13 protein-coding genes, 1 tRNA gene and 2 pseudogenes are annotated in these 16448 nt (G+C 58.2%); 9 read left to right on the top strand and 7 right to left on the bottom strand.

Annotated elements, in window-relative coordinates:
- Nucleotides 1-40: 40 nt before the first annotated feature.
- Together HMPREF0577_RS09255 and HMPREF0577_RS09250 are read left to right on the top strand one after the other, a co-directional pair.
- Nucleotides 41-1282, top strand: a complete 1242-nt coding sequence (locus tag HMPREF0577_RS09255) for an AAA family ATPase (protein WP_004013598.1) — start codon at nt 41-43, stop codon at nt 1280-1282.
- On the top strand, nt 1275-1844 hold the full coding sequence (locus HMPREF0577_RS09250; RefSeq protein WP_004013597.1) for an RloB family protein: 570 nt from the start codon (nt 1275-1277) through the stop codon (nt 1842-1844). The genes HMPREF0577_RS09255 and HMPREF0577_RS09250 overlap by 8 nt, the downstream gene beginning before the upstream one ends.
- Before the next feature lie 209 nt (nt 1845-2053).
- Here HMPREF0577_RS09250 and HMPREF0577_RS11495 read toward each other — a convergent pair whose 3' ends face one another.
- Nucleotides 2054-2203, bottom strand: coding sequence for a hypothetical protein (locus HMPREF0577_RS11495; RefSeq protein ID WP_169305152.1), 150 nt, complete (start codon nt 2201-2203; stop codon nt 2054-2056).
- 69 nt (nt 2204-2272) lie between these two features.
- Between HMPREF0577_RS11495 and HMPREF0577_RS11700 the strand changes: the two are divergent.
- Nucleotides 2273-2579, top strand: a pseudogene (locus tag HMPREF0577_RS11700) (IS1634 family transposase); the annotation flags it as partial.
- Nucleotides 2580-2820: 241 nt separating this feature from the next.
- Nucleotides 2821-2877: pseudogene (locus HMPREF0577_RS12085) on the top strand (hypothetical protein); the annotation flags it as partial.
- A gap of 405 nt (nt 2878-3282) precedes the next feature.
- Here HMPREF0577_RS12085 and HMPREF0577_RS09235 read toward each other — a convergent pair.
- The 3 genes from HMPREF0577_RS09235 to HMPREF0577_RS09225 form a co-directional block, all read right to left on the bottom strand.
- Nucleotides 3283-3356, bottom strand: a tRNA-Pro gene (locus HMPREF0577_RS09235).
- A 117-nt stretch (nt 3357-3473) separates the two neighbouring features.
- Nucleotides 3474-4718 (bottom strand): metallophosphoesterase, encoded by a 1245-nt coding sequence (locus HMPREF0577_RS09230; RefSeq protein WP_004013593.1) that lies wholly within the window; start codon nt 4716-4718, stop codon nt 3474-3476.
- Nucleotides 4719-4838: 120 nt separating this feature from the next.
- Nucleotides 4839-7313 (bottom strand): transglycosylase domain-containing protein, encoded by a 2475-nt coding sequence (locus tag HMPREF0577_RS09225; RefSeq protein WP_004013592.1) that lies wholly within the window; start codon nt 7311-7313, stop codon nt 4839-4841.
- A 271-nt stretch (nt 7314-7584) separates the two neighbouring features.
- Between HMPREF0577_RS09225 and HMPREF0577_RS09220 the strand changes: the two genes are divergently transcribed.
- Together HMPREF0577_RS09220 and sp36 are read left to right on the top strand one after the other, a co-directional pair.
- Nucleotides 7585-7953, top strand: a complete 369-nt coding sequence (locus HMPREF0577_RS09220) for a WhiB family transcriptional regulator (protein WP_004013585.1) — start codon at nt 7585-7587, stop codon at nt 7951-7953.
- 9 nt (nt 7954-7962) lie between these two features.
- Entirely contained in the window at nt 7963-8118 is a 156-nt protein-coding gene (gene sp36, locus HMPREF0577_RS11485) for a Sp36 family protein (RefSeq protein ID WP_004013584.1), read from the top strand.
- Between the two features lie 106 nt (nt 8119-8224).
- Here sp36 and HMPREF0577_RS09215 read toward each other — a convergent pair whose 3' ends face one another.
- The 3 genes from HMPREF0577_RS09215 to HMPREF0577_RS09205 all read right to left on the bottom strand — a co-directional run bounded on the left by HMPREF0577_RS09215 (nt 8225) and on the right by HMPREF0577_RS09205 (nt 12623).
- Nucleotides 8225-8908 (bottom strand): Crp/Fnr family transcriptional regulator, encoded by a 684-nt coding sequence (locus HMPREF0577_RS09215; protein ID WP_004013583.1) that lies wholly within the window; start codon nt 8906-8908, stop codon nt 8225-8227.
- Nucleotides 8909-9042: 134 nt separating this feature from the next.
- A complete protein-coding gene (locus HMPREF0577_RS09210) occupies nt 9043-10404 on the bottom strand; it encodes a hypothetical protein (RefSeq protein ID WP_004013582.1) in 1362 nt (453 codons plus the stop codon).
- Nucleotides 10405-10514: 110 nt separating this feature from the next.
- Nucleotides 10515-12623, bottom strand: a complete 2109-nt coding sequence (locus tag HMPREF0577_RS09205) for a hypothetical protein (RefSeq protein ID WP_004013581.1) — start codon at nt 12621-12623, stop codon at nt 10515-10517.
- 187 nt (nt 12624-12810) lie between these two features.
- Here HMPREF0577_RS09205 and HMPREF0577_RS09200 point away from each other — a divergent pair, with 187 nt between their 5' ends.
- The 3 genes from HMPREF0577_RS09200 to HMPREF0577_RS09190 are packed head-to-tail and all read left to right on the top strand — an operon-like array spanning nt 12811 to nt 16413.
- Entirely contained in the window at nt 12811-13953 is a 1143-nt protein-coding gene (locus HMPREF0577_RS09200; protein ID WP_004013579.1) for a CpaE-like family protein, read from the top strand.
- A complete protein-coding gene (locus HMPREF0577_RS09195; protein ID WP_004013578.1) occupies nt 13950-15260 on the top strand; it encodes a TadA family conjugal transfer-associated ATPase in 1311 nt (436 codons plus the stop codon). Before HMPREF0577_RS09200 ends, HMPREF0577_RS09195 begins: the two co-directional genes overlap by 4 nt.
- On the top strand, nt 15253-16413 hold the full coding sequence (locus tag HMPREF0577_RS09190) for a type II secretion system F family protein (RefSeq protein WP_004013577.1): 1161 nt from the start codon (nt 15253-15255) through the stop codon (nt 16411-16413). Before HMPREF0577_RS09195 ends, HMPREF0577_RS09190 begins: the two co-directional genes overlap by 8 nt.
- Nucleotides 16414-16448: the final 35 nt, after the last annotated feature.

Here is a 16448-nt window from a genome sequence, read left to right as displayed (position 1 = left end):
TGAAAACTACAAGGGGTTCGCAACCCGCTCCACTTTAAGCATGTCGGATGCTGTTTTGGAACGGCGAAGAACTCCTCCCAAGGGCGATTCATGGGCGGAACACACGCAGCGTGTCGCGGGAATCTTCGGAAGTAACGCTTCGGGGAAAACTACTTTCTTAGAGGCATTAGCTCTGTTAATCAGGTCAATCCGAGACGCACACCGGTCTCCATCTGAACTTCACCAACCGAATAGACTGTTTCCCGAGTTGAATCCCCAGCCTACATGCTACGAACTAGAGGTGGTTCTCGATGACGTGAGGTGGAGATACCAGGTAGCAGTTGATAGCTCCGGCGTCCAGGAAGAAACCCTTACCAGGTGGCGAAAGTCGCGACCAGTGAAACTGATTGAGAGATTCGGTTCCAAGGGTATTGTTGCGGGTGTCCCCGACCTTTTACTGGAAAAAATTGGCGTCAATCCGGATGTACTTTTCATTAATCTGGCTCGGATGTTCAAATCTGAGGCGGTCATGGAGTTCGTAAATGGTTTAGCTAGATTCCTGTTTATCTGGCCCGATGAGGTGGACAAAATGGTTCGGCATAACTGGTTGACCAATGTGCTACTCGGCGACAGAAGCTGGGTCAAGCTGGCGGTAGAGACTTTGAAGCTAGCCGACCTGGGGATAAGCGGAATCTCAGTTGATGAGCATCAGGTGCCGGCTAAATACATAGAAATCGCTAACGCGGTTAGCAAGATTTTAAGGGGAGGTGCCGAACTCGGAGAGACCGGAGAAATCGGTGAACTTCCCGAAGAGGAACTGGAACAGATTGCGAAAAGTATCGTGTTGCAGCATGTTGCCCCAGCTGATGGCGAGACGGTTAGTTTCAACCTGGTCGACGAATCCAGAGGCACTATTTCCTGGCTGAACACCGCGATTCCAGCTATATATGGTTTGAAAAAGGGAGCTGTCGTGGTCTGCGATGAACTCGATGAATCGCTGCATCCTGTTTTGGTGCGGGAATTGGTGGAACTATTTAAGAATGAAGCGATTAATGCTAAAGGTGCCCAGCTTATTTTCAACACCCATGATGTGACGTTGTTGGATAGGTATCCCGATTCTGCCTTGGCGCCTCATGAAACGTGGTTTACCGAGAAAAGCGCAGGTGAGGGCTGTGTACTGTACCAAATCGATAAAGGAATTCGAAAAGAATCAAATCTGGCCAAGCAATACTTCCAAGGCGCATTCGGGAGCGTCCCCAACATCAACACTGCCGATTTGTACGAGGTCTTGACAGATGGCTAGGAGACATTCACGTAGTGCCAGACCTACGTTCCTGATTGTCACCAATGGAGAGGTTACCGAGAGGCAGTACTTTGAGCACTTTAGAAGATCTGTTCCCAGCCTGCGGATTAAGACGATTAAAGGAGCCTCGCCTAAACAAGTAGTAGAAGCCGCCAACAAGTTTTCCCGCGAGGCCAAAAGAGAAGGTGCCCAGTACACCAAAGTTTGGGCCGTTTTCGACCAAGACAATTTCGGAAAAGAAATCAAAGACTTGAGGCAATCGCGACAGTCGTGCGTGCTGATTACTTCGATTCCATGCTTTGAGGTTTGGCTGATTTGGCACTTTGAGGATATGGGTGGTGCACCAGAGACAAAGCAAGTCCAAGACAGGTGGGAAAAGGTTATAGGAAAGTATCTGGCTGTGAATAGTAAACGGGCGCAAACTGCGAAAGCTCGCAAGCAGATTCCGGGTGACTTTCCCTACGATAAATGGTCAGAAGCTCACCAACGTTACCAAAGACTGAACGGAGAAGAAATTTCTGCCCCAATCGGTGACATTCTCATGGAATTACGCAATGTATAACAGACACTGGCGATTTTGGATAGCCATGCACTCGCCGCACCCTCTACAATTTTGAGCCAGCGCCTCATGGATGCGGGGGTGATAGCGGAAAGCGATTATGGCAACGTGGACTTCATGACCTGAGTTGCACATATTTGTAGCATATGGTGGGTTTTCTGGCTGTTTGTGCTGGTGGCGGGGTTTTGGGGTGGTGGTTTTGGGTCACTCCGTTATGGGTTAGTGTTGTGGCGGGTACAGCCTCGACGAGACGTGGCATCCAACAGTCGGTCAAGCAACTCATCACTGAAAAACTCACGACGCAACTCACCCGCCGCGCCCTCCACCGCCACAACAGCAGCCTTATCATCAACAGCACTCATAGACATAATCAGCATCCTTTCATCTCACCCACCACTTACACAATCTATTTGACACCCTCTCATCGCTCGTATAACGAACTGTGGCACGTGGAGCAGTCCTTGACGCATATCCAAAACCGATTTGCGTGCCAGGCCGATTTTCCACCGGCAACGCGACGCTATCGACGCGCATCTGACTGTGGTCATGGCCGTTTTGGCAGTCTCCCGCTATTTGTACCAAAAGACCGGAATCACCACCAAGAAACTCGTGCGGAAACTCGGGCCAATCTGCAGAACACTAGCCAGAATCGGTAACACAGAAATCCCGATAGACGACCCCATACCAGACGAAATCCAACAAATCCTGCAGAAAATCCCCTTCAACCCCCACACCTAAAATGGGTCACTCCAATTGTGCAACTCAGGTCTGATATGTTCTTGAATGGACACTGGTATCGTCATTCCTTTCCTTCCTGACTAATAGAAAAAATCATTCATCAGGAACCTAAGCCACGAACGAGCCAGTGTCCCCCACAACACGAGGAAACACCCAAACCCGCCAGCCCCTAAAACTGAGCCACCAAGTAGCTCAATTCCAACCGCTCAAACGGCTCACTTTTATTTGACCACACACAACCATCCACGACCTACGCCACACCGCCATCTGTATCTGGCTAGCCGCTGGAATAGACCTCGCCACCGTAAGAGCCTGGGCCGGACACGCCGACCTCACCACCACATCACGCTACACCCACTGGCTAGGAACCAAAGCCGACCAAACCTCCCTAGCCACACTCAACCAAGTCATCCAAAACACCACCAGCCCCAGCCCCGTCACCAGCATCAGCGCAGTAAACGGGGGTACGCACGGGGTACGCGAAAAATGAAACACGACCATGTAACACAAAATCAAACAGGCTACCACCTGGGAAAACAAACAGTCGGGGTACCTGCAATCGCTGCGCGATTGCGTACCCAACGCACAACAAGGATTCAAAGAAAAAAGCCGGGGTACCTGCAATCGCTGCGCGATTGCGTACCCCTCCCTCGCTCGCATCACAAGCTCGAAGGCTTCGCCTTCGGTTTGGATGCTCGCTCGGTCGGGGTGGCGGGATTTGAACCCGCGGCCTCTTCGTCCCGAACGAAGCACGCTACCAAGCTGCGCTACACCCCGTGTGTAACTCTTCGAGTATAACGGCAAGCCGCCATTTTTGGAAACTCACCACATACGTGGCAAAAAAGAGTGAGTATCGTGGTTTTGCGGGAAAAATCCCCGCAAAACCACATTTCTTCACTGATTTCTGCCACACTCCACCAAAAACGCGGCTGGCGGACAAAACACGCGCCACGGCGTAAACGGCGAAGTCCCCAGCCCAGGACTCACACTCACCCGCATCGCACCGGGTTCCATCACCCGGCTTGGCTGTCCGTCAACCCAAGAAAACACCCCCGAGGCAAAACGCGACCCTAAATCACAGTTCGTCACCAAGGCACGTCCCCCTGGCCAACACACCTGACCCCCATGCGTATGCCCACAAAACACCACATCCGCGCCCGCCGCCTCGAAAGCATCCAAAACCCGCGCATAAGGCGCATGAGCCAAACCAATCCGCAATCGCGCACGATTCCCGGGCGACTCGCCCTCCCGCCCGGCGCTGGAATTCCCGATGGCACCTAATGAATCCGCCCGAAGCGACACCCCACCAGCCGCACCCGCACCCGGAAACCCCGGGAAAACATCGCGACCGATATGCGGATCGTCGACCCCCGCCAAAGCCACCCGCCACCCCGCAGCCGATAACTCCGTCTGGCGGTTATTCACATCCACCCACGGGGAATCCGCCAGGAAATCGCGAAATACCCGACCAAAATCCCCGGAGCCCCCCTGACTTCCGGTTCGCTCAGACCGCGAAACCCGCCGCGCGCCACTCCACATACCCGCGCGCGCCGAGCCAGCCGAGCCAGCCGGGACAGCCGCCGCGAAACACCGACCGGATCCACGCAATCCAGCGAGCCACCCAGCCACGCCCTTTACCAGGTATCCCAAGGGATTCCCCGCCCGGTTTGCGTAATAATCATGAGCCCCAAACACGTACGCCCCCGGAACCCCGCTGGCCACCAGCGGCGCGAAAGCCCGCGTGGCCAGGTGCGCGTCGCCAAAACTGGTGGCCAACATATCCCCGGTCAACACGACGAAGTCAAAATCCTGGCCGGCGCGAGTCGCCAAACGACGCAGCCACGCCGTTAAATCCTCGCGCCCACGATACAAATGCGTGTCGCTCAAGTGCAAAATCCGCAGCGGAGGCACCGCCCCGGGGGTCGACTCAGTCGCCGCTGTGCCACCGTCCACCGCGTCGCGCGTAGGATTCGGCGATGGAAAAGCCGATGTTTGCGCCGAATTCATGAGGCGCGAGCCGCAAACCCGGGCGGGAACCTGGAATCGAACCAACTGATAGTCATGGGAAGCTCGCTCAGCTGCCCAGGCTGCTGTGCCTGCGGCTATGCCACCAAGCGCCACCCACTGTCCTAAGGCCATAACTTCCCTCTCTGTCTATGCCGGAACTTCCCTAGGCCACGTTCGCAACCGCAGTGACGGCCACGACTGGCCGCCACTGTCACTACTTTAGAAAAGTTACCATTTGATAAGTATCCGTTTTCATTGCGTCGCCCCGCCGGGTGCCGGAGCCGGCGCGGGAGGAGCCGGCGCGGGAGGAGCCGGGTTGCCGCCCGGGTTCGTGGAATCCCCCGAACCGCCGGGGCTCGTGGCATTTCCGCTACCTCCGTCCGCTCCACCGTCCGCTCCACCATTCGCTCCACCATTCGCGCCGCCATTCGGTCCACCATTCGCTCCACCATTCGCGCCACCACCAGGTTGAGCGGGGGTAGTCGGATTGTTGGCGCCATTACCCCCGGCGTTGCCAGAACCACCGTTATGTAATCCCCCGCGGCCGTTTCCTCCCGGGACACCCGGGGCACCCGGGGTCGGAGTGCTGACATTCGGAGTGGGCTTGATGGTAGCATCAGGATCCGTCACTTTCGCAAAGGCACGTCCCCCTCCCAAACTCACCTGAGGTAATGGGGCGACTGGCACGCCATTCAAAGCGCCATTCATGAACGTCGCCCAGGCTGGAGCCGCCAGGGACGCACCGAAAAACGAGCCGTAATAGCGTCCCCCGATAACCTGGTGACCCACCGGAATATTACCGTTAGAATGCCCCACCCAGATGGCGGCCGACAGCTGCGGGACGAAACCCGCGCACCAAGTATTGTCGTTCACGTCGGTGGTGCCGGTTTTACCCGCCGCCGGGCGGGAAATCGCGGCGGTGGAACCCGGACCTCTGCGCAGTGCCCCTTGCAGGGTAACAGCAACCTTGTCGGCCACATCCGGGGTTAACACTTGGTGGCAGTTCGCGGTGGGCACATCGTAGGATTTCCCGGTGGAATCCGTCACTGAGGTGATGCCTACCGGCGAACAAAACACCCCGTGGGACGCGAAAGTCGCATAGGCATTCGCCATCTGCAGCGGGGTGGCGTTACCCGCCCCAATCACAAAAGCCGGGTTGGGAGTCAGCGGTGTCCCGTTAGGCTTGGTAACACCCAATTTTGCGGCAGTATTCGCAATATCGCACAAATCCATTTTGGAGGCCATATCGATAAACACCCCGTTGACTGAGTACGCGGTACCACTCTCCACGGTCATCGCACCGCGCTTGAGTTCGCCGGTTTCCGAAAAGGAATAGTCCACCGCCAGTTCCGGAGCACAAGAGATATTCCATTCGTGTCGCGGCACCAGGTAGCGACCGCCAACCACATCCAGCCCGCCGTGGCCTTCTTGGTACCACTGGGTGAGGGTAAAGACCTTGAAGGTTGACCCGGTAGGGAAACCCGCATTACCCCCGTGGTTGTAATCGGCATTATACGAAGTCTCGGTCACCCCGTTATTACCGGGTTCAACCCCAAAATTGGTGTTTTGCGCCATCGCCAGAATTTTGCCGGTTCCCGGTTGAACGCTGGACAGTGCAATCTTGACATCCGAGGGGTCGCCTACGGGGATACGCCCGGTTATTGCGTCAAAAGCGGCTTGTTGGGTTTTGGGATCCAAGGTGGTTTTAATCTCTAACCCCCCGCGCAACAGCAAGCGTTGGCGTTCGGCGTAGGTCGCTCCGAATTCCGGCGAAGACAGAATCTCGCCCACCACCCAGGAACAAAAATACGCCGCGTTGCCGGCCAGACCGCAGCCTTGCTGGGCATTCGAGACTTTCAACAGTTTCGCTACAGGGAATGCGGCCGCTTGGTCACGTTGCGCGGCGGTGATATATCCGTCGCGCACCATCGCCGCTAAAACCGCGTGTTGGCGTAGGGTGGCGGATTTCGGGTTGGTTACGGGGTCGTGTCCATTAGGTGATTGCGGAATTCCAGCTAAAAGCGTGGCTTCAGCCAAAGAAAGGTCTTTAGCGGATTTCGAGAAATAATGTCGCGAGGCGGCTTCCACCCCGTAGACCGACGGTCCGAACTGGGCGATGTTGAGGTAGCCTTCCAGGATGTCAGATTTCGACATTTTTTGTTCCAGGGACAGTGCTAGTTTGGCTTCCCGCGCCTTGCGTTCAATGGTGGTCTCGGAGGCGGCATCAATCATATCGGGGTCGCCAGCAGCCCGGCCTTGTTCTATCAGCAGGTTTTTAACATACTGCTGGGTCAAGGTAGAGGCTCCCTGCAGGTTGTTGCCTGCCAGATTCGACAACAGCGCACGGCTCATGCCCTCAATATCCACCCCGCGGTGTTCCAGGAAGCGGCGATCTTCGATGGCCACCACGGCTTGTTGCAGGGTACGCGCCACGTCCTTCAACGGCACCGCTATCCGGTTTTCCGCGAAAAATTCAGCGATTTGAGTGCCGTCGGCAGCGGTGATAATGGATTTCATCGAAGGCTGCGAAGCCGTGAAATCACTGGGTAAATCGTCGAAGGATTGCATTCCTTTGGCGCTGACCAGAGCGGCGGTTCCCACCACCGGCAAGGCCAGTCCGGCGGTAAAAATCCCGGCCACGGCACAGGCCGCCACAAAGGCTATCAGCAGTCCTACCACCCGAATTTTGCGTACTGGACACCCGGTGTTCACGGTTTCATTCCCCATGTCTCAAGTTTAGAGCCTCTCCGCTCGGGTTTCCACTAGATTCAAAATCAGCTTGGCGGCGGCATTTGTGCCGCTGCCAAGCGAGGTTTCCCCGCGTTGCGTCCGGGGTGAATGTCAGGACTTCCCGCCGCCACCCGTGGTGGCCTAATTCGTGTTGACCTGGGATTGTACCCTAAAAAGCTTGGCTTCGCCCGCCCAATCATCAGAGCGGCCTTGAAGTTTTACCGTTTCCTGACTAGGATTTTAGACGTTACGGACGTCTAGTAGAAAGATGAGTATGTCAGTCAATGGAGACCAGACGTGGGCCGCGCAAGCTCTGTGCGCGGATATCCCCCCAGATCAACTTTTCGTTCAAGGAGCTGCCCAGCGCGAGGTTCGCTCGATTTGCTTCGGCTGCCCGGTGCGTATCGAATGCCTTGCCGATGCCCTGGATTCCCGCGCCTCTTTCGGGGTGTGGGGGGGCTTGACAGAGCGGGAGCGCCGCGCCATGTTGCGTAACTATCCCGAGGTCAAGTCCTGGGAGAAATGGTTGCGTGAAGCCGACGACACTTTGGCCGAGGAATTGCGCACTAAACACGCTCCTCACGTTTTGGCGCATGTGCGAGCCTCGAAACGCGCTACTGCCGTGAAAATAGGATAGAGTGCAGACATGACGAAATGGGAATATCTCACAGCTCCGCTGCTGGTTCACAACACGAAACAGATTCTTGACCAGTTCGGTCAAGACGGCTGGGAGCTGGTTGCGGTTGTGCCCGGTCCGGGTGGTTCGGATTCGCTGGTGGGTTACTTTAAACGTCCCCTCTAGGGGTCGGTTTCACGAGGTGCCAGCGTAAATTCTTGGCACCTCGTGAAAATATATCCCCCCGGGAGTCACCAAAGCCAAGCGGGGCAGCCGTAACCGCGTCGCCGGTTCAAGAGGCACGTCGGTTCAACCGTTCCCAGTCAATGATGGTAATTAGCCGGTTTTCGTGGGTAATCCAGGCGCGATTACAGAAATCCGCCAGGATTTTATTCGCGGTTTCCCGCGAGGCTCCAATCATTTGTGACAGTTCCCGTTGGGTCAGCCCGCGTGGCAACACCAGTCCGCCTTCGCTGGTTTCGCCGAAACGCTCCCCCAGATACAGCAAAACCGCTGCCAAACGTCCGGGCACGTCCAAGTCCCGGATTGTCATAGTGCGTTCATAGCGTTGTTGGGTTAACGCCGCAAAGGATCGCAACAGTTGCATTTCTAAATTGTGGTTGTCGGCCAGAACCTGGCGCATATCCTCGACGTGCGCCCAGGTGACCTCGACTGATTCCATAGAGGTAGCGGTATAGAACCACACATTCTCGCCCACCAGTGCTTCCAGGCCGAATACGTCACCCGGACCGAGGATTTCCAACAGGTGGTCACGCCCTAGGGTTGACAACCGCGTCAACTTTACTTTCCCGGATTTCAAGGCAAAAACCCGATTCAAGGGGTCGCCAGAGTTGGAGAATTGAAACCGTTCCTCCATGGTGACCCGGTTAACTTTATCGCCCAGCTTTTTCATGACCCGTTCGAAAAACTCGCCGGTGCGGATGCGCATAGTCGCCAGATTGGTTTCTTCGACCACTTATCCCTCCCGGTATTCTTTGGCGCGGATTCTGGTGGCGACCGCGCGCCAGCTAAAATTCACCGGAGTTTCGGCTCGCGCCTCGTGAAGTCGCAGGCTTCACGAGGTGCCATCCGAAACCCTGGCTTTTCGTTTTATTGTAGTGCTTCTGTCTTGGCCAGGGCCTTGTCCGCGATTTGGTCGGTGCGACCGCGACGCCGCGCGGTGTGACCCACAACCCCAATCATTAACAGGGCGACCCCCATCGCCAGGAAATCCCCCGAGAAACCCGAAGAGGCCAAGAAATAAGACAAGTTCTGGAAAGGAATAAGCTTGGAATTCGACAACCACGTCAAGGTTGAATCAAGGTTATTCTTGATAAATACCGGCATCACCACAAAGGATAATCCGCCAAGAGTCACCAGGATTCCCACCAGGAAGGGACCCAGCGAGGACAAGCGAGCCGCGAGTCCCATTATCACTACCAGCGCCAGGCCTAATACCAGGTAGCTCAGGCCTTCTATCGAGTAGCGACCCGTATTAAAAGTGGATTCTGCGGTTGCATAGAGCAACCCGTGAGAGTGCTTCAGGAAAGCCCAGGCAAAAGGCAAGGCCAACAGACAGGTCAGCAAAGACCCGAAATGTGCCCCCGCGCGCGAGATTTTCGCGGGCTTGATAGAAGCGCCGGCCAAAACGGTGGCCTCGTTGAGCTGGGTGTCTTCCTTGCCCAGCAGTTGCGCGGGTCGCGGCTGCCACTGGGGTTCTCCAGTTTCACCCGTCGGGGGATTAAGCGGGGCAATAGTTTCGGTGGTTTGCCCTCCCAGCAGGGATTTGCGACGTACCACCGTGGTTTCCGAATCCCCATCCGTGGTGAAATTGGCCTCAGCTTGCGCAGCTACCTGCGGTTCTTGCGGTAATTCTGGTTGCGGATAGGGACTGGGCACGCCGAGGACAGGGGCAGGCTTTTCGCCCGGCGCAGCCTCGTTCGAGTCCGCGCTTCGCGGTGGCGCGACCGCCGTTTCCGGGTCTGGCACCGCGTCGTCCTCCGGTTGGATTACGGTTTCATGAGGTGCCTCGGAGGAAACCGGACTTTTCTCTACCGGGGCGGGACTTTCCTCAGCTGCGGCGGGGCTTTCGCCCGCCGCGTTATCTTCCGATTCTGGGTCTTGCGGCTCGGGATTTTTCGTTTTCCCCAAGACGGGACTTGATAGAGTTGAATTTTCCGGGGAGTTAGCCGTGTCCGTAACCGCCGCCGCTGCTTCCGGTTCCCTCGTTTCGACCGGTTGAGGCGGCACATCCGCCACCGTAGTGGGCGGCACATCCGGGGTATCGACCCCCGGGGTTTCCCCTGAATCCTCACGACCAGCAGTGGACGTGATTGACGAATCTTCGGGAAGAACCACCGGTGTTTCCGTTAGGCTCTCTTCAGAGAGAAAGATAGCATTTCCTGTCAAATCTGGCTCTTGCTTGCGCAGATATTCTGGCAGGTCTTGGGTCTGATTATCGGTTTCGTTCACGGGTCTCTCCTGTCGACAGTCTCCCTCTAAGTTAGCTCAAAACCCCCGTGATACTCTGCTGCCACACCGTTATAACTTACGCCCGGAACGTAAATGGCACCTCATGAACCCTAAATGACCCCAGTGGCGGCGAGCTCCTCGAGCTGATCACGCTTACCCGACTGGCGACACCAATACAGGGTTAAACCGCAAGCTATCAACACAAACCCGAAGGCAGTCAAAGGCCCGCCCGACACGTGCATCGAAGCGGTGAGACGCTCGGAAAAAAACTGTACCATATGCTCGGTCCACCCGGAAGTGGAAACCTCGCCGAAAGTCAAAACTACCCCAGGAATAACCCCGCACACGAAACCCGCCACGAACAGACCCGCCGCCGAACGCGAACCCGCGTAAACCTCTATAAACAACAGCAAAATCCCTAAAATCGGCAGACCATACTGTGCCACCGGCGGGAACTCCGTGATATGCCCCGTCGCGCCTGTAATCACCGCCAGACGATCATGCAGCGGAATTAAAGACAGCATCCCCCCCGTGTTACACACCAGGGCAATAACTATGGACAGGAAATGATCGCGGTGGCGCGACCGCGGCACCACCGGCTCGCCCGGCTGTTTATCTACCGTTTCCATCACCTGGTGTTCTTTGCGGGTCATTTCGCGCCCCGAAAGATACGCCACCTGGGAAGCCAAGGAAGCCCCCACCATCACAATCGCCATGGTCGGGAACAAACCTGAAGCCGTCAAAGTCGAGACCCCACCCAGGAAATCCCACCACAAGGAACGATCCGAAACCCCGGTTAACGTGTCGTTATGCGAGGCCACCAGGGAACGAATGGGACCGGCCAAAACCGTGAGCAACACCGGCCACAAGGCGGAAACCGCCCAAGACAACGACGAGAAATACCCTGTCACCACGCCAGTCAAGGCAAAAAGCGAAGTCGCCGCGAGGATTTCAAACAACCCCAGAATCACGGCGGGAATCCCGCCGGCATGGGCAGCATCCATCATGGTTTTACAGCCGTAAATCATAAAGCTCATCGCTACGGGCGTGATGAAAAGCCCTGAGAAAATCCCAATCAGGTTGGATTTCAAGGTATTGGGCGGCGGTTTGGGGGCTTTGGGTTCCGCTGGGGGCTTGGATTGGTCACGAACCGGGGCAGTGGAATCGGCGGTTTCAGCCGAAGGCTTCGCGCCAGGCGCGCCAGGCGCGGCGCTCGGTTCGACCCCGGCCGGATTGGTCAAGTCACCCGCACCCAAGTCCGGCGCATCATCCACAGCGTCCGGCGCCGTCAACTCTATCGTTTCCCCCGGCTCAGGCTGGATTTGATTCGGGGTCTGGGCGGGGGCTTGCCCTGGAACAGGTGCGCCTTGATTTAGAGAATCCGGCACCGCCTCGACTGAAAATGCAGTCAATTCGTCTGGTTCAGACGATGTCAGCGGCACTGGATTTTGTGCCGGGTTCGACACACCTGGCGCGCGATTCGCGGCTCGACTGGGGGCTGGTTTTGGCCGGGGTCGCGCCGCTCTGCCGGTCGGGGCGGCCGGAGCGGCCGGAGCGGCCGGGGTGGGTGACGCGGGTGACGCGCCCTGCCCGGCAGCGGATATGCTGCCGGCTTGGCGCCTGGATCGACTCGTCATTCGCGCGACTGACGGTGTCGCTTGAAAAGCCTCGGGGTTTGCAGCCACGCCGGGTTGGTTCGGTGCGGCTGATGGTCTCGGATTCATGAGGGGCATGCCGGATTGGCTGGCACTCCCCGAAGAAAACGCTGGACTAGTGGGGGTTCCCGGCGTGGGATTTCGGCGCGGCATCGCTGGTGCGCCACCTTGACCCGGCATCCCGGGCGGGCCAGGGTGGGGCTGTCGCGCCATTCCTGCGCCAGGCATACCCGGCATCCCCGGCATTACGGGTTGGGGTTGTCCCGGCATTGGTGTCATTCCCGGCATCCCCGGCATTCCACCGGGTGGAACCGAGCCGGGCATTCCGGGTCGTCCTGCCGGTCGCGGCTGCCCCGGTTGCGCGGCTGCCCCGGGCATTCCGGGCATTCCTCGACCTGGGTTTAGGGGCTGTCCGCCGCGATGACCCGGCGTGGGCATCCCCTGGTTTGGCACCGGTACCACCGGCCACTCCCCAGCACCGCCGCGACGATTACGGCGCGACGGGAAACCGACCCGCCCCGAATCTGCGGGCGGTTGAAACGGTGGTTGGGGCGTATCAGACACAATTCGATTGTATAACGCCGGTCATAACACTTCCTAAGTTTGCGCTAAACAGGTCCTGAAAACAGAAGTTTTCCTTGGCCAGATAGTGGTTTTCTCAGTTTTCCACAACCGGGCTAAAACCCCTTTAATCCACAGGAAAATAATCTGTGCCTGGTTCTCGGCCTCTGCCGCCCGCCACACTGGGGTCATGGAAAACATCGCCACGCTGTTATGTACTCGGGATGAAACCCAGTTGGTTCAACACGTTACTCGCCTGGCTCACTTGGCGGGAATCGTCCTCAAGGTTGACCGCCAGCCTTCGCCCGGCTATTGGCCAGGCACCGCTCTGGTTTTGACATCCCCCCAAGTTCGCCATCTCGCGCCCCGCCACGCCGTGGCGGTGTCTTTGGCTGGCAGCGGCTCTAAAAGTGACCTGGTGTTGCCCCAAGACGAAGAGCAAGTCCTCGCTTTGCTCAGCTCTAAACGACCCCAGGCTCAAGTGATCGGGGTGCGCGGTTTGGTTTCCGGGGTGAACACGACCGTCACAGCGGCCTTGCTTGCCCAGTCTTGTTTCGAGGTTGCCTGGAGCCAAGAACAAATCACATCTAAAACCTCTGGCGCTGTCGATTTAGGAAACTATACTGATTCCGACTGGAAAAATACCGTGTGTCTAGTGGATTTCAGCGGCTCAACTTTACCGCTCGGAGCCTATTTGGCTCCGTTTCACGGCACTAGCTGGGATTGGCGCCAGCTACTGCGCCCCGGGCTGCCCGCCCCTTTCCGTCTCGCGGCGGGACTCCCCCGGTGGGGCGAGGTCGCGGTGCTCAGCGGCTCGGGTTTTATTCCCCCCAGCCAGCTTTCGCAAGCTCAAGCGGTGCTCCGTGCCCTCACCCAGGCTTTTCGTCTGGTCGTAGTGGACTTCGGGATGGCGGTAAATCCACTGGATTTGGCGGTGGCTGCCCAGATTTGGGTGGGAAACTGCACCCGGCAAACCGTTTTGGCCTGGGAAGACGTGGTGTTGCACCCGAGCAAAGCAGCGAACAAAGTGCCGACGTACTTGATGCAAGAATCCGCCGGGAGCCTTCCCGTCAACCAGGTCAACCATGCTTTAAAAGCGACACATCTAGATATCCCCGTATTCCGCCTCGCTAATCACCCCAAAGACCAAAAACTGTGGAATCAAGAAGGTATCTATTGGCCGGCGCGTAAAGCGGTGCGTCGCGAATTTGAGGCCATCGCCCATCGCGTGTACCAAGACCTGGACGCGTTTCAAAACCAGTGGCCATCGTTGCGGATTACACCTCATGAATCCGCCCCCACCAACGCAACCGGCTGGCAGGTGGAAGCATGAGTGTGCTCGCGATGCGCCGGGCAGTGGCGACCGGCACCGCCCCGGAGGAAGCATTCCTGCAGGTCGCTCCCCCTTTCGCCACCACGTCTGAGCTGGCAGCGGGGGCGCGGGGTTTACGTCAATCTCTCGAAGGCATCGATGCCCCGCTGGGTGCCTTGCTGTCACGACCCGGAGTGACCGACGTGCTGGTAAATTCGCCCGAAGAAGCCTGGATTGATGCGGGACACGGCCTGGAACGCGTCGAGGATTTCCATCTGGATTCCGCTGGGTCTTTGCGGCAAATGGCGGTGCGGATGGCTGCGGCCGCTGGGCAACGCCTGGATGATGCGACTCCGATAGTTGATGCGACCCTACCTTCCGGGGTGCGCCTGCACGCGGTGTTACCCCCGCTTTCCGGGGCTTCCACCGTGTTGTCGTTGCGCGTGCCGGCTCCGCTGGCGATGAGTCCAGAACAGCTGATTGCCTCGGGCATGATTACCCCGTGGCTGGCCGAAGTCCTGGGGCGACTTGTCCAAGGCAAGGTATCCGGGCTGGTCACGGGGGCTACGGGCACCGGGAAAACCACGTTGCTGGCGTGTTTGTTGGGGCTGATTGACCCCGGGGAACGCCTGATTTGTATCGAAGAAGTCTCGGAGTTGCGTCCCAATCACCCCCATGTGGTCCACCTGCAGGCTCGCAAGGACAATGTACAGGGTGCCGGCGGGGTATCGCTGTCGGATCTAGTGAAAGCCGCGATGCGGATGCGACCCGATCGGCTGATTCTGGGCGAGGCTCGCGGCCCGGAGGTGCGCGAGATGCTTTCGGCTTTGAATACGGGGCATCGCGGGGGCTGGGCTACGATTCACGCCAATTCGGCCGTGGAAGTGCCCGCCCGACTAGAGGCCTTGGGAGCTTTGGCGGGGATGAGCCGCGACACCGTGTGCGCCCAGGCACTGCCGGCCTTCGAGGTGGTGGTGCATTTGCGGCGCTTCCAGGCAGAGAACGGGCGAGTGCGACGCCAAGTAGTGCAACTAGCGCGGTTATGTCGCAATGCGCGCGGCGAGTTGGCCGCCGAGGCCGTGTTAGAGATTGGCGCCGACGGGGTGGCACGGGGGCTCACGGCCTGGCCAGAGTTCGCCGCACGACTGGGTTTACCCGCGCGGATTCCCAGCGGCGACAGCGGTTTTAGTGCTGGGGCGGGTGGTGCCGCAGGTGGTGTCGACGGTGCCAGTGACACCCCGCCGTCCGCTGGAGGTTCTGGTGGAGCTGTTGGTTGCGTCGGGGTTCATGAGGGGATAGCTCTGGGGAGGAGGCGATTGGATGGATAACACCCAAGAAATATCTTTAGTTGTGGCTGTGGTGCTGCTGGTCGGCGCAGGAATTATCGCGGGAATAGGCGCGAATATCCGCAAAGTCGACGCTGAATTAGGCCAGGCACCAAAGCAGAGGAAACGCCGAAAAATCGGCTCGCGCCTCATGAAACCGAAACTAAAAGAACTTGACGCGGGAATGCTGTGCGCCGAGGTCGCGACGCGGCTGATTGCCGGGGCGGATATTGCTTCGGCCTGGGAAGTGACTTTGCGTCGTTTACACCCAGATTTGGATTTTGCGGCGGCAAAAGCCTTTGCCGAGAATCCCCACGAAAACTGGCGCCACCGATTCCGGGGGCAGGTTGCGCGCAATCCGTTGGCAACCCTGCACCACAAAGAAGCCACAGCGGCCGCTCTGCGCGCCATGTTTATTGCTACCGCCGTATCCACCGAGGTCGGAGCGCCTTTGGCCGAGATTTTGACCCGGGTGGCCGATGGGATTGCCGCCCAACTTGAAGCCGGGGCGAAACGTCACGCTGCCCAGGTCGGCCCGCGTGCCACCGCCCGGTTGTTGGGGGTGCTGCCCCTGGCGGCGCTGGTAATGGCCAGTTTCATTGGGGTAGACGTGCTGGGGATGGCGTTGTCTGGGGGCTTGAACACGGGGATTTTCGTGGTCGGAGCGGTGTTGATGGTGGTGGGCAATCTGTGGTCACACGCGATGATTCGCCGTGCCATGAACCCGGGGGTTAGCGGCCTGGATCCGACCCTGGCAATGGATATTATCGCGGCCTGCCAGGAAAACGGGGTGTCGTTGACGGCCTCTTTGCAGGCCGTGAGTGCCGCCAGTAGCGAGACAGATTTGGCTGTAGTGGCGCGGATGCTGCTGTTGGGGGCGAGCTGGGAGGAAGCCTGGTCGGATTCGGATGGGAAATGGGAACAGCTTTCCGACGTGTTGCAACCCGCCTGGGAGGAGGGAGCCTCGCCCGTGCCGCTGCTGGTGCGCGGCGCGGCGCGAACCCGGGCGCATTTGACCCACGAGGCGGTCAATGCCGCCGAGAAACTCGGGGTGCGGCTGGTGGTGCCGCTCGGGGTGTGTTTACTGCCGGCGTTTTTTGCGCTGGGAATCGTGCCGGTGGTGGTTTCCACCCTGGAGGGACTGCTGGCGAACTAGACTTCCCCGCAAATCTGCGGGGCGGGTCGACTGGG

This window comes from Mobiluncus mulieris ATCC 35243 (assembly GCF_000160615.1).
In the GTDB taxonomy this organism is placed as follows: domain Bacteria; phylum Actinomycetota; class Actinomycetes; order Actinomycetales; family Actinomycetaceae; genus Mobiluncus; species Mobiluncus mulieris.
This window is presented reverse-complemented; position numbering and strand designations above follow the sequence as displayed.